The organism is Aquihabitans sp. McL0605 (genome assembly GCF_049993875.1).
GTDB lineage: Bacteria > Actinomycetota > Acidimicrobiia > Acidimicrobiales > Iamiaceae > Aquihabitans.
Genome location: NZ_CP188252.1, coordinates 2387219 through 2406343, shown reverse-complemented (window position 1 = coordinate 2406343; position 19125 = coordinate 2387219). Strand labels below are relative to the sequence as shown.

The window sequence follows — 19125 nt, the reverse complement described above, 5'->3', positions numbered from 1 at the left end:
CATGGGGCAGCCTCGTGGGACACCAACGGTACCGGGGGGTCCCTCCCGGGGCGAAGGCGGACCTGGGGCCAGGGCATCCGCGGCCTCCTGGGCGGGAACTCCCTCGGTCGACACGGTCGCGCCCGGCCACACTCGCGGGGTGGAAGCGCTCCCCGAACTCGTCGAGCACGACGGCCTGGTGCTGCGCCGCTGGACGGTCGACGACACCGAGCTGGTGGGCACGCTGGTCACCGCGAACCTCGAGCACCTGCGTCCGTACATGCCGTGGATCGAGCGCGAGCCGCTCTCGCTCGACGAGCGCCGCGGCTCGAGGTGGGCTGGGACACGGCCTGGGCCGCGGGCGGCGACGTGATCATGGGCATCTTCGACGACGGCACCACGGTCGGGAGCACCGGGCTGCACCGCCGCCTCGGGCCGGGTGCGCTGGAGATCGGCTACTGGGTGGACGCCCGCCACCTGGGCCAGGGCATCGCCCGACGGGCGTCCGAGGGCCTCACGACGATGGCCTTCACCGTGCCTGGGATCGACCGGGTCGAGATCCACCACGACATCTCCAACGTGCACAGCCGCCGCGTCCCCGAGCAGCTCGGGTTCCGCCTCATCGGGAAGTCCACCGCGCCAGGCGAGCCGCAGGCCCCGGCCGACACCGGGGTCGACCTGGTCTGGCGGATGACCCGAGACGAGTGGCTCGCCCGCTGATCCCACCAGCGGGCACGCCTGCGGCCGCATCCACCGATGGCGGCGGGCCTCGGCGGGGTCAGCCCTGGGGGAAGGCGGTCACGGCGTCGTCGTCATCGAAGCGGATGGCGGCGAGCTGGGTGGCCTGGCCGACGAGCGTGCCCGCCGAGTCCCACAGCTCGCAGACCTCGTCGACCCGGCCGTCGGCCACCTGCTGGGCCCACATGCGCACACGAGCGGGCCGGGCGCCGGGGCGGCGCGGAGGTAGGTGGTGAACGACAGGGTGGGCACCCACCCCGACCGGGCGATGTCGAACGTGGCGGGCGGGAGCGCGTCGAGGAAGAACAGGAGCGCGAGCGGGTCGATCGGCCGGCCGTCGGCGAACGAGATCCAGCCCTTCAGCTCGCCGCGGCCGCTCGGCTTCCCGCTGGCGAACCCGAGCACGGTCGGGTCGAGCCGGAGGTCGCTGCGCTCCATGATCGACACCTTGAACTTGCCGCCCGGCGGGTCGGCGGGCACCCGGAAGCACTGGTCGATGGGCGCCACCTCGAACGGTGTCACCGAGGACCAGGTGGGGGGGCCGGCATCGGGGCGGAGGGTGCCGACGGTGAGGGTGACGTCGACGCAGCGGCGCCCGCCCTGGGTGATGGTGGCACGCGCCTGGCTGGCGCCACGGCCGGTGCGCAGCGTCTCGACCTCGATCGACGCGGGCCCGGGGTCGGGCGCCCAGAGGTAGTGGGCGGTGGCGGCGAGCACGTCGCGGTGCACGCTGCCGGCCTGCTCCAGCGCCAGGCCGGTGGCGCGGGCAACGACCGCGAGCAGGTAGCCGCCGTTGGGCTTGGGGCCGACGGTGAACCCCTCGTCGACATCGAACTCGTAGGTGCCCTCGATGGTCCCCGGCCGCACCGCCGTGGCGATGTCGAACTCGTGGACGGCGGTGGCGGTGGAGGGGTCAGCGGCCATCGACAGACCCTAGGGCGGCGGTGGGTTGCATGAAAGAACTGAGTGCGTGGCATGTGCCACAGCGGCTCCTCAGTTCGCGGCCGGCTCCGCTTCGACCACGGACCTCATCGCCTCGAGCGTGCGGCGCATGCCGTTGCGGTTGGTCTTGCCCCGGGCCCAGCCGGCGAGGGCCCAGTAGATCTTGAGCGGAAGGGTCTCGGTGAGCTGGAAGAACTCGGTGACGTCGGTGCCGCCGTCGGCCTCCACCAGCCGGTAGCCCCAGGTGTTGATCACCTTGCCGCCGTTGACCACCCCGAACGTGAACTCCACGTCGGGCTCGCAGACCTGCACCACCGACGTGGTCCAGTAGGTGGGCCCCTTCTCGTTGCGCTTCACGTGGCCTCGGAACTCGGCGCCCACCGCCGGCCCGGTGGCCGGCTCGACCCACTTCGCCTCGAACGTCTCCGGGCTGAACTCGCCGATGCGGGTCACATCGCTGACGACGGCCCACACCTGGGAGGGGGTGGCGTTCATGTGGACGGTCACCGAATCGTGCATGGCGGCACCCTACGGCGGGCGCACAGCAGGCGTCGGGAGGAGCCGGTACGGTCCGATGGTCCTCGCGGCGCCCGGCTCGCACCGCCCCAACCTCTCCCCCGGAGGCACCCGATCATGACCACCGATCCCGCTCAGCTCGTCAAGGAACGGATCACGCAGCTGCTCGACGAGGTCGACCCTCGTGCGGTCAGCCTCGAGGAGCTCCGGGGCAAGCAGTACGACCTCGGCCTGGCCTGGGTGCACTTCCCCGAGGGCTGGGGCGGCCTCGGCCTGGCGCCCAGCCACCAGAAGGACATCGACGCCGCGCTCCACGACGCCGGCGGCGGCTTCCCCGACTCCCGCCACTTCTTCGGCCTCACCATGGCCGGCCCCACCGTGGTCACCCACGGCGACGACGCCCTCAAGACCCGCCTGCTGCGCCGGATGTTCACCGGTGAGGACTCCTGGTGCCAGCTGTTCAGCGAGCCCGGCGCCGGGTCCGACCTCGCCGGCCTCGCCTGCAAGGCCGTCCGCGACGGCGACGAGTGGGTCATCACCGGACAGAAGGTGTGGAACACGCTGGCGCACCTGGCCGACCGGGGCATGCTCGTCGCCCGCACCGACCCCGATGCGCCCAAGCACAAGGGCATGACCTACTTCGCGCTCGACATGCACGCCCCGGGCGTCGAGGTGCGGCCGCTGCGCCAGATCACCGGCGAGGCCGAGTTCAACGAGGTGTACATGACCGAGGTGCGGGTCCCCGACTCGGACCGCATCGGCGATGTGGGCGAGGGCTGGCGGGTCGCCATGACCACGCTGTCCAACGAGCGCACCACCATCGGTGGCGGCGGCGGGGGCGTGCCGGCCCGGGGGTCGGGCGCCATCGCCGAGGCCGTGCGCATCTGGAACGACGAACCGAACATCGACCGCAACCCCGTGGCACGCGACGACCTCATGAAGCTCTGGGTCCGCGCCGAGGTGCTGCGCCTCACCAACATCCGGGCATCGCAGAACCGCCGAGCCGGCAACCCCGGGCCCGAGGGCTCGATCGCCAAGCTGGTGTTCGCCCAGGTGAACATGGACGTCTACGCCTACTGCGTCGACCTGCTCGGTGCCGGCGGCATGGTGGGCTACGAGTACATCGACAAGCGGGTCGAGAACCTGGGCCTCACCGGCCCTCCCGGGTCGAGCCGCAAGATGTTCCTGCGGGCCCGCGCCAACTCCATCGAGGGCGGCACGTCGGAGATCCAGCGCAACATCATCGGCGAGCGCGTGCTCGGCCTTCCCGGCGAGCCCCGCAACGACAAGGACGTCCCGTGGAAGGACGTCCCTCGCAGCTGAGCCCGACCGCCGCTCGTGCCCCCCGCCCATCCGGCGGGGGGTGTGCCGTTCCGTGTCGTGACGACACGTTTCTGCACGCGCACCGGGGCTGGCGGACCGGTGCCGTCGGTCGGCGTGCGGGGTTTCGTGTCGTGAGCACACGGAACGGCACACCCCCTGGGCGATCTGCGGGAGGCCGGGCGTGATGGGTGCGGTGGCCGTGCGGTTGGCGACCGCGGACGACGTGGCGCAGCTGCCGGCGATCGAGGCGGCGGCGGGCGAGCAGTTCCGCACGGTGCCGGGATTGGCGTTCGTGGCCGACCACGACCCGTCGTTCGCGCCCGAGTTCATCGACGTCGCCGTGGCGCAGGACCGCGTGTGGGTGGCCGAGGTCGACGGCGCCCTGGTGGGCTACGCGCTCGGGCTCGACCTGGGCGGCCAGCCCCACCTCGAGCAGGTGTCGGTGCTGCCGGGTCATCAGGGCACGGGCATCGGGCGGGCGCTCATCGACCAGGTGTCGACCTGGGCCGCCGCGGTGGGCGGCACCTCGCTGACCTTGGCGACGTTCCACGACGTGCCGTGGAACGCCCCGTTCTATGCGCACCTCGGGTTCGTGCCGATCCCCGAGGACGAGGTGCTGGCCGACGCAGACCTGCTGGCCGTCCGAGCCGACGAGGGGACCCACGGCCTCGACCCCGACACCCGGGTCTTCATGCGCCGCCCGGTCTGACCCGCCGGGCTCTGTGGTCGATCGTCCCCCTGCCGGGGGGAAGATCGACCAGCGATGGCCACGGTCAGGTGGCGCGGAGGACGGCTTGGGTCTGGGTGACCTTGGCGACACGCTTGCCGGCGGCGTCGAGGACATCGGTCTCGACGACGATGGTGGTGCGGCCGGCGTGGAGCGGGCGGCTGATGGCCTCGACATGACCGTCACGCACGCCGCGCAGGAAGTTGGTGGCCGATGACACCGTGGTGGTGCCGGTGGCGCCCTCGGGCAGGTTCAGGAACACGGTGACGGCACCGGTGGCGTCGGCCAGGGCCATGAGGGCGCCACCGTGCATCAGGCCGCCGATGGTGCACCGCTCCGGGGCCCACGCCAACGTGGCGCGGACCTCCGGGGCGGTGACCGTGGTGAACTCGACGCCCATCAGCCCGCTGAAGGGCATGGTGGCCAGCGCTTGAGCGGGCGTGAGGGCGTCGTGGGCCATCAGTCGGTGGACTCGGTCACGCCGATGAACGCGAACGTGGCGCCAGCGGGGTCGGAGATGATGGCGAGGCGCCCGGCGGGGGTGTCGAACGGGGCCATCTGCACGCTGCCGCCCAGCTCGGTGACCTTCGCGGTGGAGGCGTCGACGTCGGCGACGCCGAAGTAGACGAGCCAGTGGTTGGGGACCATCGGCGGCATCTCCGGGCCCATCGGGCGCATGCCGGCGACGCCGCGGTCGCCGAGCTTCCACTCGGTGTACGTGCCGCCGGGCGACGGCATGTCGTTGGCGGCCCAGCCGAACACGCCGGGGTAGAAGGCCTTGGCCTCGTCGGGCTTGCGGGTGTTGAGCTCGTTCCAGGTGGGCGTGTTGGCGACGTTGACGATGCCGGAGCCGGAGTGGGTGCCCGCCTGCCACAGCGAGAAGAAGGTGCCGACGTCGTCGGTGCAGACGGCCATGCGGCCGAAGTCCATGACGTCCATGGCCTCGACGACGATCGCGCCGCCGGCGGCGACCGCCTTGGCGCAGCTGGCCTCGACATCGGCGGTGGCGACGTAGGTGGACCAGAACGGCGGGCCCGGATCCATCTTGGGACCGAAGCCGGCCACGTCGACACCGTCGACCTGACCCATGCGGTACCCACCGGTTTCCTCACTGCCTTCGGTGAACGTCCAGCCGAACAGGCCGCCGTAGAACGCGACGGCGGCGTCCATGTCGGGCACGCCGATGTCGACCCACGACGGGGTTCCGGGTTCGTAGCTGGTCATCTTCATGGTGTCTCCCTTGGGTTGCGTCGGTGCCCCTCCCGAACGGTTCGACAGTACCCAGGGGGTGTGACAGCCGCGCCCGGGAGCGGCCGCGTTCGCCCTCCGTTGTGCGAGCCTTCACCGGTGAGCATCGACGTGCGGCTCGAGGACCTTGCCGGGGCGATGGAGGAGCGTGGCCCCGAGGCGTACCTGGTGACGGTGCGCGACGACCGTCCGCACGTGGTGGCCGTGTCGGTGGCCGCCCGCGAGGACGTGCTGGTGGTGGGGGCCGGCCGGCGCACCGCCATGAACATCGAGGATCACCCGCTGGCCACCCTGTTGTGGCCGGTGACCGACGTGCACCCCAAGCACACCCTGCTGGTGGACGGCACCGCCGCGCTCTCCGAGGACGGCGAGTGGCTGTTGATCACGCCGACGAGCGCCATCCTCCACCGCGCCGGCGGCCGGCGGCGTGCGCTTCCCGACGAGGCCTGAGCCCCTCAGCCCCGGGGCAGGCCCTGCTGCGGGCCGGCGATGCCCTGCTGGTTGAGCGAGGAGCGGTCGGCGGCGGACCGGCCGCTCACGTGGCCCGACTGGCTGGAGCTCTGCACCCGCTTGGTGCGCAGGTTGGGGTAGGCGTCGGTGAGCGCTCGATCGACCTTGGCCTCTCGGCTGGCCAGCACCAGCGACACCGATCGGCCCGTGGGCTGCTCGAGCTGCTCCCGTTCGGCCTCGGCCTGCGTGGCTTGCTCCACCTCTCGCAGCCGTTCGCCGATGCGGTGGGCGTAGGCCAGCAGGAACGAGTGGCGGAACCGCCGCGGCGTGTCGTGCGGAGGGACGGTGGCGGCGAGCATGAAGCGCACGGCCTGGTACGAGAGGGCCATGAACAGCAGGCGGACGTTGTCGACATCGGTCTGGTAGCCGACGACCGTGCAGTACACGCGACCGCCGCTGCTGCGCTCGGTGACCACGCGGCAGCGGTTGGCCTGGGCGACCGCGCCCAGCAGGAAGGACTTGGCGCTGGCGTAGGGCGCCGCGATGACCCGGTGGTCCTGGACGATCTCGTCGGTGGCGTGGCCGGCCGCGGCGAGCATCGCATCGTCGATCGTGTGGCGGCCCATGAGCTCCTGGGCCTTGGCCATGAACGCGTCGGCCTCGGCTTGGTAGGGCGTGGACTCCGCCTTCTCGATGAGGGCGTGGACCCGGTTGATGTAGGTGTCGTTCGGCGATTGATCGGACATGTCGGCCTCAGTTGTAGGGGATCCCCCCGACGGCCGCCCATCCTGCGACGGGGGTCTGACAGCGAGGGTTGCGAGGGCGGCCCCGGTGGTCGGAGGTGGTCAGGGGCGGTGCGGGTCGGCGTGGGTGAGCAGCACCGTGACGGCCGCGGCGAGCGCAGAGAGGTCGTCGACGTCGGTGAGCCGGTCGTCGGCGATCTTCGGGGAGACGCCCCAGATGCTGACCGGCCCGATCACCTGTGCCGACATCGCCCGCAGCACCTGGGCGAGCGCCTCGCCGGCGTGCACGCCGCCGCCGCCCGACGCCGTGACCAGCAGGACGGGCTTGTCGACGAGCTCGCCCGACCCGACCGTCCAGTCGAGCGCATCCTTGAGCGCCCCCGGGTAGCTGTGGGCGTACTCGGGCGTGGCGATCACCACGGCGTCGGCCGCCGCGAGGGCGTTGCGCCACGTGGCCACCTCGGGATGGGCGGGGTCGTCGTCGTGGTCGGGGTTGAAGTGGGGGAGCCGGTCGATGCCGCGGAACCGGTGGTACTCGATGAGCGCCGGGCCGCCATCGGCGCCAGCCTCGACGGGTGTGGGCGCCGCGGTCACGAGGTCCGCCACCGACGCCAGGACGGCCGCGGTGGTGGACCGCTCCTGCAAGCTTCCGCACACCCCCACGACGCGCATGCACGCCTGTCTACCGGCCCGATCGCTGGGGTGCACCCGCGTCGGCGAGGTTGTCGTTGGCTGCGCACGGAGGCCCCCGGCAAAGGTTCCCCGGCTAGTGCGCAGGCGCTTGTAGCTCAATTGGATAGAGCATCTGACTACGGATCAGAAGGTTGGGGGTTCGAGTCCCTCCAAGCGTGCCAGCAAAATACGCAGGTCAGAGGCCCCTCCGGGGGCCTCTGCTCGTTTCCAGGGACCGTGGCCCGGCCAGCCGGCCGCAACCGCTCGCTGAGGGGGTCGATGAGACCCGCCACCGGCGGCGCTCGCCTGCAGGTCCGCAAGTCAGCTCGAAGTCAGGTCCTGGTCGCCTTCGGAGCGATCCCTCGTGTGCCTTGGAGGACGAGCCCGACGAACGCGGCGGTCCAGGCGGTGAGGGCGACCCCGAGCGTGACGCGAGGGAGCCATTCGAGGCCCTGGAGGTCGATCGCGGCACACATCTTGAAGGTGGCCGCCCCGTACATGCCCAAGGGGAAGACGAGTGCCCAGTACGAAGGGTGGTAGCGCAGCGGGACGCGGCTGATGATGTGGCGCCAGATGCCGATGGCGACCATGAGCGGGAACCAGAACGTGGCGGTGGCCCACGCCAACATGACGATGCCTTCGATGAACGGGGCCAGCCGCTCGATCTGCACGGAGACGAGCCGGGCGCCGAGGAGGTTCGAGCCGGCCAGGACCGTGATGGCGACGGCGCCTGCGGCGATCCAGGCCGGTGGGTCGGCTTCGGTGGGCTCGAGCTCCGTGAACGTCCAGCGCAGGAACACCATGGTCATGACGATCAGGTAGAGGACCAGACCGAGGGCGAACGCAGCGATCAGGGCGAACGCCAGCAGGTCGTCGGGATGGCGGACCAGCAGGAGGGCGCCGAGCACGACGATCGACTCGGTGGCGACGGTGAGCAGGAACCAGGTGCCGTTGATGCCCTTGTCGAGGCCGGGCTTCGGACCCTTGAGGACCACCGTGAACAGCGTGGCGTACACGAAGAACACCCACAGGGCGAGGCTGAACCACCACAAGGTCCACGACACGGTCCACCAGCCGTGGATGATGCCGGACCCGGCCCCCAAGACGTTGCTGGCCGCGACGGTGGTCAGGAACGTGAAGCCCTTGGCGTGGCTGGTGATGTCGTCCGCGAGCTGATGGGGGAACACGATGGCGCGCCACACGAGCAGCACCGTGAGCACGACGAAGGTGACCGCGGCGATGGCGTAGAGGCCGTCGGCGAGCCAGGTGAGGTCCTGCTGGGCGGCGCCGATGGCGACGATGCCCGTCGCCATGACCATGGCGAAGTAGCCGGGGAACAGGGTCCGGACGTCGGCGGTGATGTCGGGCCCTTCGCCTGCGGTCATGGGCGCAGGTACCGGAGCAGGACGGCCGAGCCGCCGGCGAGCGTGATCGACACGGCGGCGGTGGCCCAGGCGAGGGCCTCGTCGTCGGTGGCGAAGGCCTCGACCGCGACGGTGAGGAGGAACACCTGGAAGGCCACCAGGATGATGACGTAGACGACGACGGCCGACGACGCCCGGTGGGCACGGGCCGAGCTCCTCACGGTCGGTACCCGAGGGCCCAGATGGTGTCGTCGCGGATCTCCACCTCGATGCGGCCCAACGGCCGCGGTGGCGGCCCGGAGATGACCGCGCCGGTGCGGGTGTCGAAGTTGCCTTCGTGGCACGGGCAGTGCCAGCGATCCTCTTCGGCCTCGAAGTAGACGACGCACCCGAGGTGGGTGCACTTCTGGCTGAAGGCCACGACCTCGCGGTCCGAGGTGCGCAACAAGATGGCGGGGTCGTCCTCGGTGGGGTACTTGAACAGGTAGGTGCCGCCGACCACGATGTCGGCGAGGGGGATCAGCTCGCGTGGCTCGCCGGTGTTGATGGTGCGCAGCTGGGTCCAGGCGGCGAGGCCGAGGTTGCCGGCAGCCATGACCCCCGCGCCGGCGACGAGGTAGCGGGCGAACTCGCGGCGGGTGACGTCGTCCTCGGCGGCCGATTCGTACGGGAAGTCGCGCTTCCAGGCGGGCTCGTTCGCATCGTCGTCCATCAGCCCTCCAGGCCGAACGGGTCATCGAGCCAGGTGCCGGTGGTCCCATCGAGCGCATCGATCGGTCCGAGGTCGTCGACCACGGTGAAGACCTTGGTGTGGACGGCCTGGCGGCCGAACAGCCAGTTGTCGACGATGGAGCCCGTGCGGGTGGCGTGGAACTCCTCGGGGGTGCCGTACCAGAGGGCTTCGCTGGGGCACACCGACGCACACATGGGGGCGTAGCCCTCCGAGGTGCGGTCGGTGCACATGTCGCACTTCATCATCTGGTCGAACTCGGCGACGTACTTGGGCACGCCGAACGGGCAGGCGATCACGCAGTTGGAGCATCCGATGCACCGTGGCTTGAGGGCCGATTGCACGATGCCCTCCTCGGTCTGCTTGATGGCGTCGGCTGGGCACACCTGCGCACAGGTGGGGTCCTCGCAGTGCATGCAGACCATCGGGGCGGTCTGGGTGCTGACGGCGCGGTCGATGCGCTCGAGGTGGATCAGGGACTGGCCGGGTGCGTGCCGCACTCGGCGCAGGCTTGGACGCAGGCCTCGCAGCCGATGCACCGGCTGGGGTCGATGACGAAGATGGGCTTGTCGTCGATCCCGTAGCGGGTCGCCTTCACGTGGGTTCCTCCCTGGCGAGGGCCACGTGGACCGCGGCCACCTTGAACTCGGGCATCTTCGAGAGCGGGTCCACCGCTCGGATGGTCAGCTGGTTGGCGGCCTTGTTCCCGGGCCAGTGGTACGGGATGAACACGGTGTCGGGCCGGATGGTGTTGACCACCGTGGCGGGCAGCGTGATCTCGCCGTGCCGGGAGCGGACGGTGATCTGGTCGCCGTCGGCGATGCCGAGCGATCCGGCGAGCTTGGGGTGGATCTCGCAGAGGGGCTCCGGGTACTGCTCGACGAGGCTGGCGATGCGGCGGGTCTGCGTGCCGGACAGGTACTGGCTGACGACGCGGCCGGTGGTGAGCCACACCGGGTACTCGTCGTCGACGACCTCGGCCGGGGGCCGGCAGGGCACCGTGTGGAAGCGGGCCTTGCCGTCGGGGTGGGAGAACTGGCCGCCCTCGTGGAGTCGGGGGGTGCCCGGGTGGCCGATCTCGGGGATCGGCCAGAAGAGGCCGTGCTCGTCCACGATGCGCTCCCAGGTGGCACCGGTGTAGTCGGCGGTGCCACCTGACGACGCCCGGCACAGCTCGTCGAAGATCTCGTGGGTGCTCTGGTACTGGAAGTGCTCGCCCTTGCCGAGCCGGTCGGCGATCTCGAGCAGGATCTCCCAGTCGAGCCGGGCCTCGCCGGGTGGGGTGACCGCGGCGTTGATCTTGATGATTCGGCCTTCGCCGCTGGTGGAGGTGCCCTCGTCTTCTTCGTGCAGCGATCCGGCCAGGACCACGTCGGCGTGCTGGGCCGTCTCCGAGAGGAAGAAGTCGATGACCGAGAAGAACTCGAGCTTGTCGAGCGCCTCGGCGGTGAAGTTGGCGTCGGGCGACGAGACGGCGGGGTTGAAGCAGATCGACAGCAGGCCCTTGATGGTGCCGTCGTGGATGGCCTCGATGATCTCTTGGGCGGGGATGCCCTTGGTGGGGATCTCGGACTCGTCGACCTCCCAGACCTTGGCGACCGCTTCGTGGTGCTCGGGGTTGGAGATGTCTCGGTTGCCGGGGAGCTGGTCGGACTTGTGGCCGTGCTCGCCCGCCCTGCCCGTTGCCCTGACCGGTGATGGTCGAGACGCCGCAGCCCGGCTTGCCGAACTTGCCCGTGGCCAACCCCAGGTTGATGGCGGCGAGCACGTTCTCGGTGCCCTTGACCTGCTGCTCGATCCCCCGAGCGTGCAGCATCATGCCCGTCGCGGCCGTGCCCCACAGCTCGGCCGCCTCCTCGATGCGAGCGGCGGGGACCCCGGTGATCTCGGCGGCCCAGGCGGGTGTCATGTCGGCCGCAGCGGCCGCCGCCTGGTCGAAGTCGAGGGTGTGGGCGTCGATGAAGTCGTGGTCGAGCCAGTCGTTGCGGATCAGCTCGTGGAGCACCGCGCCGAACAGCGCCGAGTCGGAGCCCGGCCGGACCGGAAGGAGGAGGTCGGCGGTCCGGGCGAGGGGAACGACCCGAGGGTCCTGGACGATGAGCTTCGCCCCTGGATCGGTGCCCGCCAGATGTAGCTGGTGGTGATGGGGAAGGTCTCGGCGACGTTGGAGCCGGCGACCCACACCACGTCGGCGAGGGGGATGTCGCTCCACGGGTTCGGGGCGCGGTCGATGCCGAGCGCCTTCTTGTTGCCGACGCCGGCGGACACCATGCAGTAGCGGCCGTTGTAGTCGAGGTTGGCGGTGTGGAGCGCCAGCCGGGCGAACTTGCCGACGAGGTAGCTCTTCTCGTTGGTGAGCGAGACGCCGGACAGCATGGCGAAGGCGTCGTCGCCGTAGGTGGCCTGGATGCGCTGGATCTCGCTGACCACCTTGCCCAGCGCCTCGTCCCAGGACACGTTGCGGAACCCGCTGGGGGCGGCCTCGTCTCGCACCATCGGGTGCAGGAGCCGGTCGGGGTGGCTGCCCTGGAGGTAGCGCTTCACCCCCTTGGGGCACAGCTTCCCCTCGTTGAACGGGAAGTCGTACCAGGGCTCGAACCCGACGACCTCGTTGTCGTGGACCTTCAGCTTGATGCCGCACTGCTGGCCGCAGAAGCAGCAGTGCGTCTCGACGACCTTGTCCATCTCGAGGCCCGCGTCCCAACCACCCGGGGGCGCTTCGTTGAGGTGCGGTCCGTACTGCTCGATGAGCAGCTCCTCGGTGATCGGTATGCGGGCCATCAGCCGAACCCTCCAACTCGCGGACTGCGCCAGGGTCACGCTCGCCCGTCGACACCTCGGGCAGGTGTCCTGGTAGCTACCGCCACCGTCGATGCCGTAGTCGAAGCCGACCTGCGGAAGGACCTCTTTGAGATCCGCGACCTGCTGGGCGCTGGCGAACCCCTCGCCGCAGCGGCGGCACACCGCCGCCGGGCCTTCCTCGTTGGCGGTCCGGTAGTAGGCGACACCCAGGTTCCCGGGCCGCTGGAAGATGTGGAACAGCTTCCCGAACGGCAGGTACATCAGCCCGAGGATCACGGTGAGTGCGTGGATCGTGTTGAGCGCTGCGTAGAACTGGCCGTGCAGCCAGGTGCTCGACACCGTGAGGAACAGCCCGGTGACCGACACCGCGAACAGGCCGGCCAGGGCGAGGAAGTCTCCGCTGCGCTCCACGGCGAGCGCCCCGGGGTCGTGCAGGCGGCGACGCAAGAAGATGAACACGCCGGCCAGCACCAGCACGGCGGCGATGTCGAGGCCGTGGAAGATGACCCAGCCGAGGATGCTCCCCGCGTCGAACGTCGCCGTACCGACCCTCGACATGTACACCTGGTAGCGCTCGGCCTGCTGGCCGACGCTCTGGAAGTGCAGGAGCCCGAGCGTCAGCGGGAACGTGATGAGCGTGGCGAGGATGCACCCCCAGAACACCAGCTGATGGGCCAACCACCGGGTCCGAGAACGGCGCCGGATGAACGTCTGCGCCAGCAGCTGCGTACCTACGAGCGCAGGGAGGGCGACCGCGTTGCGGGCCTTGCGAGCCCGGAACGCGTCCCAACCGCGACGGTTCAACATCGCCGTGGACGGACGGCGCAGCCACACGGCATAGCGGTAGGTGACGCCGAACACGGCGAAGACCAGCCCGAAGAGGTAGCCGACGAGTGCCGCGTCGAACCAGACCAGCTGGTCGCTGCCGATGAAGGTGAGCGCCACCACGATCGCCACCGCGATCAGACCCCAGGTCAGACCCCGCCGGTCCAGAGGATTGCTCGTGCTCACGTCACCGCACCGCCTCTCTGGAGCGAGCGTAGGTTGCCGGGGCCGTCGATGGCGGCTGGACCTGGAATGCCTGTCGCCCGCTCACGATGGGGTGGCCGCACCTTCGTCCTCGGTCGTGATCTATCTGGCACGGGTAGACCCCTTCCCCTTCAGCTCGGCGAGAGGAGCACGCCGATCGTGGTCACGACGACGACACCGAAGCCGATCGCCATCTGGCGAAGGCCGAGCACGACGGGCCGCGGTACCGGCTGGGCGCCGGCGAGCCGTTGGCCCATGACGACCGCCAGGACCGCGGCGGCACCAGCGGCCAGACGATGGTCGAGCCCCACAGCCCCGGCCGTGAGCACGACGGCTGCCAGGTCTCCCAGCATGGCGGTGCGCGCCGAGACGCCTGGTGGTGAAGCCGAGCGATCTGCGCTCGGACGTGGGGGATCGAGGTGGCCACGTGGGCGGCGAGCACCAGCCACGCGCCCACCGCGAGCCGAGCACCCTGCCCATCCGCGAGCAGCACGATCGCCGCCACCGAGCACACGCTGATCGCGCCGGCCATCTCCGGGATCAGGCGTCGACCGTGGAGCGGACGTCGAACCAGGCCTCCACCGCCAGCAGCGGCAGAGCCACGGCACCCGGGATCCAGAACCCCGGCGCCGCGAGCACGACGGCCGCGATGGCCAGCAGCGCCAGCAGGGTCAGCTCTCCGGCTGCGACCCGTCGAGCGAGTCTCGTCCGGGCGAGGTTCCGGCCCCGCCGCTGGTCGATCACGGCGATCTTCAACGGTGTCCGGGCCAGGAACGCTACCACCGCGCCGAGGGCGACGCAGAGCCCAGCGACACGGGCGTGATCAGCAGCCCGAGCAGCCCGGGCTCCAAGGTGAGGCCCCAGCCGCCGTGCTCGGCCGGCAGCGCCACCGCCCGCAGCGGCGACCGTGGCGCCGCCGCCCCAGATGGCCGCTGCGCCACGCTCACGTCGGGCCCGCTTCGATCAGCGACGAGAGCGTCTGGGCTCCCAGATCGTCGAGCAGGTGTCCTCGGGCTCGGGACCAGGGACGGTGCAGCGCACACGTTCCCGCCTGGGCGCAGGCCCGGTCCTCCAGCACGCACCGGCCGGTGTCGACCGGTCCCTCGATCGCCTGGATCACCGTGAGCACGCTGACCTCGTCGGGATCGAACGCAGAGGCGTACCCACCGGTCGGTCCGGGGTCCGATCGCACCCACCCCTGTTGCACGAGCGGGTTCATCACCTGGGTCAGGAACCCCTTGGTCGTCCCGACCTCCTCCGCCAGCGTCGTGGCCTTCGACCGATCCGCACTCGCGTGCAGAGCGAGCAGGGCACGGATGGCGAGATCGGAGCGGCGGGTTACCTCAAGTCGCATACTCAGAGACTATTCGATTACGGTGGCCGGTGAGAAGCCCAGTTCGAAAGGTGGGTAGCCATGAGTGCAGGACCCCTGAGGCCGCAGCCGACCCGCGACCTCGACACGCCCGAAGAGATCGTGGAGATGGTGCGGCGCTTCTACCAGGACGTCGCCCAGGACGACCTGCTGGGCCCGCTCTTCAACGACGTCGCCCAGGTGGACTGGAACGAGCACCTGCCCAAGCTCACGCGCTTCTGGTGCCGGGCCCTGCTGGGGATGGAGGGCTACGTCGGCAACCCGTACCGGTCGCACGTGCTGGTGAACGACCGATCGCCGTTCACGATGGCCCAGTTCGAGCGGTGGCTCGAGCTGTTCCACGATGCCGTCGAGCTCGGATGGGTCGGACCCCGTGTCGACCAGGCGCTCGCGCTGGCGCACAACGTGGCGGACGTCCACTCCAACCAGCTCGTCGGCCGCAGCGCCGCGGAGGCGGTGCGGTGACCGGCGAGGAGGGGGGCGACCCGCCCTGCTGGGCCTCGCTGGTGGTCGACCAGCGCGGCACCGTGCCGGCCGCTCCGGTCCTGGCCGACCTCTCGACGCCAGCCGAGGTCCACGACCTGGTCACCCGGTTCTACCGGGAGATTGCCTTCGACGAGCTGCTCGAGCCGATGTTCGGCGAGGTGGCCGAGGTGGACTGGGCCGAGCACATCCCCAACCTCATTGACTACTGGTGCTGGATCCTCTTCGGCACGGACCACTTCGGCGGTGCCGTCACCCGGACCCACCGCGACCTCCACGCCCTGCGACGGATCGAACCTCAGCACTGCGACCGCTGGATCAGCCTCTGGTTCACCACCATCGACGCCGGTTGGTCCGGGATCCACGCCGACCACGCCAAGGACCACGCCGCCAAGCTCATGGCAGGCATGGCGAAGCACGTGTTCGGCTTCTCGTGGCCTCCGCCCCCATCGGCCCGTCCCCACGAAGGAGCGCTCAGGTCGCAGCGGCAGGCGATGGGGTCCACGGTGCAGTGATGCTCCGACGCGCCACCTCGGTGGTTCAGCGGCCGGATTCCGCGAGGTTGTCGAGCAGGTCACGGGTCGAAGCCAGGGTGACGAGGAGGAGTCGTCGGGCGACGTCGAGGAGCTCGCCCACCAAGGGGTCGCGCAGCGTGTAGATCACCGATGACCCTTCCTTGCGGGTCACCACCAAGCCGGCCTTGCGAAGGACCGCCAGCTGCTGGGAGAGGTGCGATGCCTCGATCCCGACGAGCGGCTGCATGTCTCCCACGGCGAACTCGCCCGTGGTGAGCACCTCGAGCACGCGAACCCGGGCAGGGTGGCTCAGGGCCTTGAACATGTCCGCCTTGATCTCGGAGAGCGGCCTGCTCGGCTCGAGATTCATGCGGCGAGGCTATCAGACCTGATGACCTGACCGATCTGTCAGGTCCGCCTGCGTCCGAGGAGGCCGTGGTGGCCGGACCCATCCAGCCGCCACGGCCTCTCCCCCCTTGGAGCAGCTCGAGTCCGAGTGGCGGGACCCGGAACCGAACTACCTGCGCATATTATCAGATGGCAAGGTACACACAGTGGCGGATAGGCTTCGGGCATGCCGGAGCCGTCTGAGGAGTCGAGTGGCCAGCGCGGGCGTGACGTGGTCGCGAAGCTGCCCCGGAACGTGGCCGTGGGCATCGTCGTGATGTTCGTCCTGACGGTGCTGATCGCGCTGCCCGCCGGGGCGGGTCTGCAGGTGGCCGTCGGCATCGCGCTGGTGCCCGCCGTGTTCGCAGGGCCGTTCGTCGGAGGCCTGATCACGGTGGCGCTCTACGAGACCTCCGAGGAACACCCGGAACCGTGACCGCCGCCCAGATGCGTGGCCCAGCGTGACGACAGAGACCCGGCACCACCCGTCGGGGCCGCTCAAGCTCGCGATCACGCTCGCGGCGTGCGCGGGGTTCGTCGATGCTCACGTGTATTTGAACGTGACGCCGGTGTTCGTCGCGAACATGAGTGGAAACCTCATCCACCTCGGGATGTTCACCGGGCTCGGCGACTGGCGGGAGGCGGTGGCCTCGATCGTTGCGTTCGCCGGGGTGGCTGCCTCGATCGTCCACCACGACCACCAGATCCAACGCGGCCTCCCCATAGGACCCAGCCGGCTGCTGGCGGTCGAGGCAACCCTGGTGGTCGCCCTCAGCCTGCTCGTCGCCCGCTTGCACGTCGGGTTCACCGCCCAGCCGTCGCCGAGAGATCTTCCGATCCTGCTCATCGGAGGGGTGGCGATGGGTCTCCAAGCCGGGTCGCTTCGACGGGTGGGCGAGATCTCGGTCGCAACCACCTACGGCACCGGCGCCATCGTCCGGATCGGCGAGAAGGTCGCGTCGGGGCTCGGGCGCCGATCGAGTCGCCGCGCACCGGCGCCGAGTGACCATCGCCGTGCTCGCCATCGTCTTGTGCAGCTACGTCGCCGGCGCGATCGCCGCCGCGATCGCCGGACCTCGACCAGCGCTGCTCATCATCCCGGGGATGGCCCTCGCCGCATCGTCCGCCGCGAGCCACCGGTGGCCCAGCGTCAGGGGCGGAGACCGAGGAGGTCGATCGAGCGGTCGCGCATCTCGACCTTGCGGACCTTGCCGGTGACGGTCATCGGGAACTCGTCGGTGAGGTGGAGGTACCGTGGGACCTTGTAGTGGGCGAGCTTGCCGTCGCAGAACTGCCGGACGGCCTCGATCGTGAGCTCGTCGGCACCGGCGCGGAGCTGGACCCACGCCATGAGCTCCTCGCCGTAGCGCTCGTCGGGCACGCCGATGACCTGGACGTCGTCGATGTCGGGATGCCCGTAGAGGAACTCCTCGATCTCCCGCGGGTAGATGTTCTCGCCGCCGCGGATGACCATGTCCTTGATGCGGCCGACGACGGCGACGTAGCCCTCGTCGTCCATCGTCCCGAGATCGCCGGTGTGCATCCAGCCGGCGCCGTCGATGGCGCCGGCGGTCTGCTCGGGCGCATCCCAGTAGCCGAGCATCACCGAGTAGCCGCTGGTGCACACCTCGCCCGGCTCGCCCCGTGGGACGGCGAGTCCCGACACGGGGTCGACGATCTGCACCTCGATGTGCGGCATGACCGTGCCCACGGTGGAGACCCGGCGCTCCAGGTCGTCCTCGTGCCGGGTCATGGTCGACACCGGGGAGGTCTCGGTCATGCCGTACATGATCGTGACCTCGTCCATGTGCATCTCGTCGACCACCCGCTTCATCACCTCCACCGGGCACGGCGAGCCGGCCATGATCCCGGTGCGCAGCGAGGTCAGGTCGTAGGTGGCGAACCCGGGCACGGCCAGCTCGGCGATGAACATGGTGGGGACGCCGTAGAGCGAGGTGCACCGCTCGTCCTGCACCGCCTGCAGGGTGGCGACCGGGTCGAACGGGGGGCCGGGATGACGATGGTGGCCCCGTTCGAGGTGGCCCCGAGGTTGCCCATTACCATCCCGAAGCAGTGGTAGAAGGGCACCGGCACGCACACCCGGTCGGCCTCGGTGTATCCCAGCAGGTGCCCGACGAAGTAGCCGTTGTTGAGGATGTTGTGGTGCGAGAGGGTCGCCCCCTTGGGGAAGCCCGTGGTGCCCGACGTGTACTGGATGTTGATGGCGTCGTCGAAGCCGAGGGTGGCCTGGCGGTCGTCGAGCGTGCTCCGATCGACGACCGTCGAGGCGATGCCCTCCCAATCGGGCGAGCCGAGGAGGATGACGAGCTCGAGCGGGGCACTGGCCGCGGACCTCGGCGATCATGGCCGCGTAGTGCTCGTCTTGAACGATGGCGCGGCCACGAGCATGCGGATGCCGGCGTGGCCGAGCACGTACTGCAGCTCGTGGCTCCGGTAGGCCGGGTTGATGTTGACGAGGATGGCCCCGAGGCGGGCGGTGGCGTACTGGACGAGGATCCACTCGGCGGAGTTCGGCGCCCAGATGCCGATGCGGTCGCCCTTGGCCAGGCCCATCGCGAGGAGGCCCGAGGCGACGCGGTCGACGGCCTCGTCGAGCTCCCGGTAGGTCCACCGCCGGCCGGTGGGCACATCGACCACGGCTTCCGAGTCGGCGAGGCGCGCCACGGTGCGGGCGAGGTCGTCGCCGATCGTCCGGCCGATGAGCGGCTCGGTGCCGGCGCCACTCGCATAGCTCAGCGCTGCGGTCACCCCAAGACCCTCGCGGGCCGGACCGGCGGCCGCTGGATGGATCGAAACCAGGGGTTGACGTTCCGCTCCTCAGGGTGTGCAGTGGTGCCGTTCGCTCGGCGGAGGCGGACGACGGCGGTTGGCTCGGACCTGCGAGGTCCAGCCGGGAGGGGACGACCAGATGGTTGCTGTGCTGTTGGCGCAGACACCACCGACGGTGTGGGGCATTCCCCTGACCGGAGCGGTGATGTTCGGCATCTATCGGGTGGTCCAGACCGCGACGATCGCGGCGAACAGGCCCGAGAACATCGAGGCGGTGAAGGAGTTCTTCCGGGGGCCGGAGTCCAAGCCGCTGAC

24 protein-coding genes, 1 tRNA gene and 3 pseudogenes are annotated in these 19125 nt (G+C 70.2%); 10 read left to right on the top strand and 18 right to left on the bottom strand.

What is annotated here, in order from left to right:
* Positions 1-139 precede the first annotated feature (139 nt).
* Both ACPPVX_RS11150 and ACPPVX_RS11145 read left to right on the top strand, forming a co-directional pair.
* Complete coding sequence (locus tag ACPPVX_RS11150; RefSeq protein ID WP_426574961.1) at positions 140-352, top strand: hypothetical protein; 213 nt, start codon at positions 140-142, stop codon at positions 350-352.
* Complete coding sequence (locus ACPPVX_RS11145; protein WP_426574960.1) at positions 313-699, top strand: GNAT family N-acetyltransferase; 387 nt, start codon at positions 313-315, stop codon at positions 697-699. The genes ACPPVX_RS11150 and ACPPVX_RS11145 overlap by 40 nt, the downstream gene beginning before the upstream one ends.
* Positions 700-757: 58 nt before the next feature.
* On the opposite strand, the pseudogene ACPPVX_RS11140 reads toward ACPPVX_RS11145, so the two are convergent.
* A pseudogene (locus ACPPVX_RS11140) lies at positions 758-1641 on the bottom strand (thioesterase family protein).
* A gap of 69 nt (positions 1642-1710) precedes the next feature.
* Positions 1711-2178 carry an SRPBCC family protein gene (locus tag ACPPVX_RS11135; protein WP_426574959.1) on the bottom strand — a complete coding sequence of 156 codons (468 nt, stop codon included), beginning with the start codon at positions 2176-2178 and terminating at the stop codon, positions 1711-1713.
* 114 nt (positions 2179-2292) lie between these two features.
* Here ACPPVX_RS11135 and ACPPVX_RS11130 point away from each other — a divergent pair, with 114 nt between their 5' ends.
* Both ACPPVX_RS11130 and ACPPVX_RS11125 read left to right on the top strand, forming a co-directional pair.
* The gene (locus tag ACPPVX_RS11130; RefSeq protein ID WP_426574958.1) at positions 2293-3498 is read left to right on the top strand and encodes an acyl-CoA dehydrogenase family protein; all 1206 of its coding nucleotides are present in this window, start codon (positions 2293-2295) and stop codon (positions 3496-3498) included.
* A 184-nt stretch (positions 3499-3682) separates the two neighbouring features.
* Entirely contained in the window at positions 3683-4207 is a 525-nt protein-coding gene (locus ACPPVX_RS11125; RefSeq protein WP_426574957.1) for a GNAT family N-acetyltransferase, read from the top strand.
* Positions 4208-4271: 64 nt separating this feature from the next.
* Here the strand turns inward: ACPPVX_RS11125 and ACPPVX_RS11120 are convergent, their stop codons facing one another.
* Both ACPPVX_RS11120 and ACPPVX_RS11115 read right to left on the bottom strand, forming a co-directional pair.
* On the bottom strand, positions 4272-4685 hold the full coding sequence (locus ACPPVX_RS11120; protein ID WP_426574956.1) for a PaaI family thioesterase: 414 nt from the start codon (positions 4683-4685) through the stop codon (positions 4272-4274).
* Complete coding sequence (locus tag ACPPVX_RS11115; protein ID WP_426574955.1) at positions 4685-5455, bottom strand: VOC family protein; 771 nt, start codon at positions 5453-5455, stop codon at positions 4685-4687. The genes ACPPVX_RS11120 and ACPPVX_RS11115 overlap by 1 nt, the downstream gene beginning before the upstream one ends.
* Before the next feature lie 117 nt (positions 5456-5572).
* Here ACPPVX_RS11115 and ACPPVX_RS11110 point away from each other — a divergent pair, with 117 nt between their 5' ends.
* Positions 5573-5923 carry a pyridoxamine 5'-phosphate oxidase family protein gene (locus tag ACPPVX_RS11110; RefSeq protein ID WP_426574954.1) on the top strand — a complete coding sequence of 117 codons (351 nt, stop codon included), beginning with the start codon at positions 5573-5575 and terminating at the stop codon, positions 5921-5923.
* Positions 5924-5928: 5 nt separating this feature from the next.
* Here ACPPVX_RS11110 and ACPPVX_RS11105 read toward each other — a convergent pair whose 3' ends face one another.
* A complete protein-coding gene (locus ACPPVX_RS11105) occupies positions 5929-6669 on the bottom strand; it encodes a DUF2786 domain-containing protein (RefSeq protein ID WP_426574953.1) in 741 nt (246 codons plus the stop codon).
* Between the two features lie 99 nt (positions 6670-6768).
* The gene (locus ACPPVX_RS11100) at positions 6769-7338 is read right to left on the bottom strand and encodes an NADPH-dependent FMN reductase (RefSeq protein ID WP_426574952.1); all 570 of its coding nucleotides are present in this window, start codon (positions 7336-7338) and stop codon (positions 6769-6771) included.
* 105 nt (positions 7339-7443) lie between these two features.
* Here ACPPVX_RS11100 and ACPPVX_RS11095 point away from each other — a divergent pair.
* Positions 7444-7520: transfer RNA gene (locus ACPPVX_RS11095), tRNA-Arg, on the top strand.
* A 150-nt stretch (positions 7521-7670) separates the two neighbouring features.
* On the opposite strand, the gene ACPPVX_RS11090 is transcribed toward ACPPVX_RS11095, so the two are convergent.
* The 10 genes and pseudogenes from ACPPVX_RS11090 to ACPPVX_RS11045 all read right to left on the bottom strand — a co-directional run bounded on the left by ACPPVX_RS11090 (position 7671) and on the right by ACPPVX_RS11045 (position 14617).
* Entirely contained in the window at positions 7671-8723 is a 1053-nt protein-coding gene (locus tag ACPPVX_RS11090) for a tellurite resistance/C4-dicarboxylate transporter family protein (protein ID WP_426574951.1), read from the bottom strand.
* On the bottom strand, positions 8720-8923 hold the full coding sequence (locus ACPPVX_RS11085; RefSeq protein WP_426574950.1) for a DUF6755 family protein: 204 nt from the start codon (positions 8921-8923) through the stop codon (positions 8720-8722). Before ACPPVX_RS11085 ends, ACPPVX_RS11090 begins: the two co-directional genes overlap by 4 nt.
* Positions 8920-9414, bottom strand: a complete 495-nt coding sequence (locus tag ACPPVX_RS11080) for a ubiquinol-cytochrome c reductase iron-sulfur subunit (RefSeq protein ID WP_426574949.1) — start codon at positions 9412-9414, stop codon at positions 8920-8922. Before ACPPVX_RS11080 ends, ACPPVX_RS11085 begins: the two co-directional genes overlap by 4 nt.
* Positions 9414-9932 (bottom strand): 4Fe-4S dicluster domain-containing protein, encoded by a 519-nt coding sequence (locus ACPPVX_RS11075; RefSeq protein WP_426574948.1) that lies wholly within the window; start codon positions 9930-9932, stop codon positions 9414-9416. Before ACPPVX_RS11075 ends, ACPPVX_RS11080 begins: the two co-directional genes overlap by 1 nt.
* A complete protein-coding gene (locus ACPPVX_RS11070) occupies positions 9905-10030 on the bottom strand; it encodes a 4Fe-4S binding protein (RefSeq protein ID WP_426574947.1) in 126 nt (41 codons plus the stop codon). The genes ACPPVX_RS11075 and ACPPVX_RS11070 overlap by 28 nt, the downstream gene beginning before the upstream one ends.
* A pseudogene (locus ACPPVX_RS11065) lies at positions 10027-12213 on the bottom strand (molybdopterin oxidoreductase family protein). Before ACPPVX_RS11065 ends, ACPPVX_RS11070 begins: the two are co-directional and overlap by 4 nt.
* 1181 nt (positions 12214-13394) lie before the next feature.
* A complete protein-coding gene (locus tag ACPPVX_RS11060) occupies positions 13395-13616 on the bottom strand; it encodes a hypothetical protein (protein WP_426574946.1) in 222 nt (73 codons plus the stop codon).
* A gap of 187 nt (positions 13617-13803) precedes the next feature.
* Positions 13804-14046, bottom strand: a complete 243-nt coding sequence (locus tag ACPPVX_RS11055) for a YwiC-like family protein (RefSeq protein ID WP_426574945.1) — start codon at positions 14044-14046, stop codon at positions 13804-13806.
* The gene (locus ACPPVX_RS11050; protein WP_426574944.1) at positions 14040-14210 is read right to left on the bottom strand and encodes a hypothetical protein; all 171 of its coding nucleotides are present in this window, start codon (positions 14208-14210) and stop codon (positions 14040-14042) included. Before ACPPVX_RS11050 ends, ACPPVX_RS11055 begins: the two co-directional genes overlap by 7 nt.
* Complete coding sequence (locus ACPPVX_RS11045) at positions 14207-14617, bottom strand: RrF2 family transcriptional regulator (protein WP_426574943.1); 411 nt, start codon at positions 14615-14617, stop codon at positions 14207-14209. The genes ACPPVX_RS11050 and ACPPVX_RS11045 overlap by 4 nt, the downstream gene beginning before the upstream one ends.
* Positions 14618-14677: 60 nt before the next feature.
* Here ACPPVX_RS11045 and ACPPVX_RS11040 point away from each other — a divergent pair, with 60 nt between their 5' ends.
* Both ACPPVX_RS11040 and ACPPVX_RS11035 read left to right on the top strand, forming a co-directional pair.
* A complete protein-coding gene (locus tag ACPPVX_RS11040; RefSeq protein ID WP_426574942.1) occupies positions 14678-15100 on the top strand; it encodes a group III truncated hemoglobin in 423 nt (140 codons plus the stop codon).
* Positions 15097-15633, top strand: coding sequence for a group III truncated hemoglobin (locus ACPPVX_RS11035; RefSeq protein WP_426574941.1), 537 nt, complete (start codon positions 15097-15099; stop codon positions 15631-15633). The genes ACPPVX_RS11040 and ACPPVX_RS11035 overlap by 4 nt, the downstream gene beginning before the upstream one ends.
* A gap of 25 nt (positions 15634-15658) precedes the next feature.
* Here ACPPVX_RS11035 and ACPPVX_RS11030 read toward each other — a convergent pair whose 3' ends face one another.
* Complete coding sequence (locus ACPPVX_RS11030) at positions 15659-16003, bottom strand: ArsR/SmtB family transcription factor (protein WP_426574940.1); 345 nt, start codon at positions 16001-16003, stop codon at positions 15659-15661.
* A gap of 204 nt (positions 16004-16207) precedes the next feature.
* Between ACPPVX_RS11030 and ACPPVX_RS11025 the strand changes: the two genes are divergently transcribed.
* Both ACPPVX_RS11025 and ACPPVX_RS11020 read left to right on the top strand, forming a co-directional pair.
* On the top strand, positions 16208-16456 hold the full coding sequence (locus ACPPVX_RS11025; RefSeq protein ID WP_426574939.1) for a hypothetical protein: 249 nt from the start codon (positions 16208-16210) through the stop codon (positions 16454-16456).
* 25 nt (positions 16457-16481) lie between these two features.
* Positions 16482-17288: a YoaK family protein gene (locus ACPPVX_RS11020; protein WP_426574938.1), complete on the top strand. Its 807-nt coding sequence runs from the start codon at positions 16482-16484 to the stop codon at positions 17286-17288.
* Here the strand turns inward: ACPPVX_RS11020 and ACPPVX_RS11015 are convergent.
* Positions 17171-18789 (bottom strand): annotated as a pseudogene (locus ACPPVX_RS11015) (AMP-binding protein). The gene ACPPVX_RS11020 and the pseudogene ACPPVX_RS11015 overlap by 118 nt on opposite strands.
* Between the last annotated feature and the right edge of the window lie 336 nt (positions 18790-19125).

Excerpts from the sequence above, each read along its gene's own strand:
- ACPPVX_RS11040 (WP_426574942.1), top strand. The coding sequence starts at position 14,678 with ATGAGTGCAGGACCCCTGAGGCCGCAGCCGACCCGCGACCTCGACACG.
- ACPPVX_RS11115 (WP_426574955.1), bottom strand. The coding sequence starts at position 5,455 with ATGAAGATGACCAGCTACGAACCCGGAACCCCGTCGTGGGTCGACATC.
- ACPPVX_RS11080 (WP_426574949.1), bottom strand. The coding sequence starts at position 9,414 with ATGGACGACGATGCGAACGAGCCCGCCTGGAAGCGCGACTTCCCGTAC.
- ACPPVX_RS11060 (WP_426574946.1), bottom strand. The coding sequence starts at position 13,616 with ATGCTGGGAGACCTGGCAGCCGTCGTGCTCACGGCCGGGGCTGTGGGG.
- ACPPVX_RS11125 (WP_426574957.1), top strand. The coding sequence starts at position 3,683 with ATGGGTGCGGTGGCCGTGCGGTTGGCGACCGCGGACGACGTGGCGCAG.
- ACPPVX_RS11045 (WP_426574943.1), bottom strand. The coding sequence starts at position 14,617 with ATGCGACTTGAGGTAACCCGCCGCTCCGATCTCGCCATCCGTGCCCTG.
- ACPPVX_RS11100 (WP_426574952.1), bottom strand. The coding sequence starts at position 7,338 with ATGCGCGTCGTGGGGGTGTGCGGAAGCTTGCAGGAGCGGTCCACCACC.
- ACPPVX_RS11090 (WP_426574951.1), bottom strand. The coding sequence starts at position 8,723 with ATGACCGCAGGCGAAGGGCCCGACATCACCGCCGACGTCCGGACCCTG.
- ACPPVX_RS11135 (WP_426574959.1), bottom strand. The coding sequence starts at position 2,178 with ATGCACGATTCGGTGACCGTCCACATGAACGCCACCCCCTCCCAGGTG.
- ACPPVX_RS11030 (WP_426574940.1), bottom strand. The coding sequence starts at position 16,003 with ATGAATCTCGAGCCGAGCAGGCCGCTCTCCGAGATCAAGGCGGACATG.
- ACPPVX_RS11025 (WP_426574939.1), top strand. The coding sequence starts at position 16,208 with ATGCCGGAGCCGTCTGAGGAGTCGAGTGGCCAGCGCGGGCGTGACGTG.
- ACPPVX_RS11120 (WP_426574956.1), bottom strand. The coding sequence starts at position 4,685 with ATGGCCCACGACGCCCTCACGCCCGCTCAAGCGCTGGCCACCATGCCC.
- ACPPVX_RS11105 (WP_426574953.1), bottom strand. The coding sequence starts at position 6,669 with ATGTCCGATCAATCGCCGAACGACACCTACATCAACCGGGTCCACGCC.
- ACPPVX_RS11130 (WP_426574958.1), top strand. The coding sequence starts at position 2,293 with ATGACCACCGATCCCGCTCAGCTCGTCAAGGAACGGATCACGCAGCTG.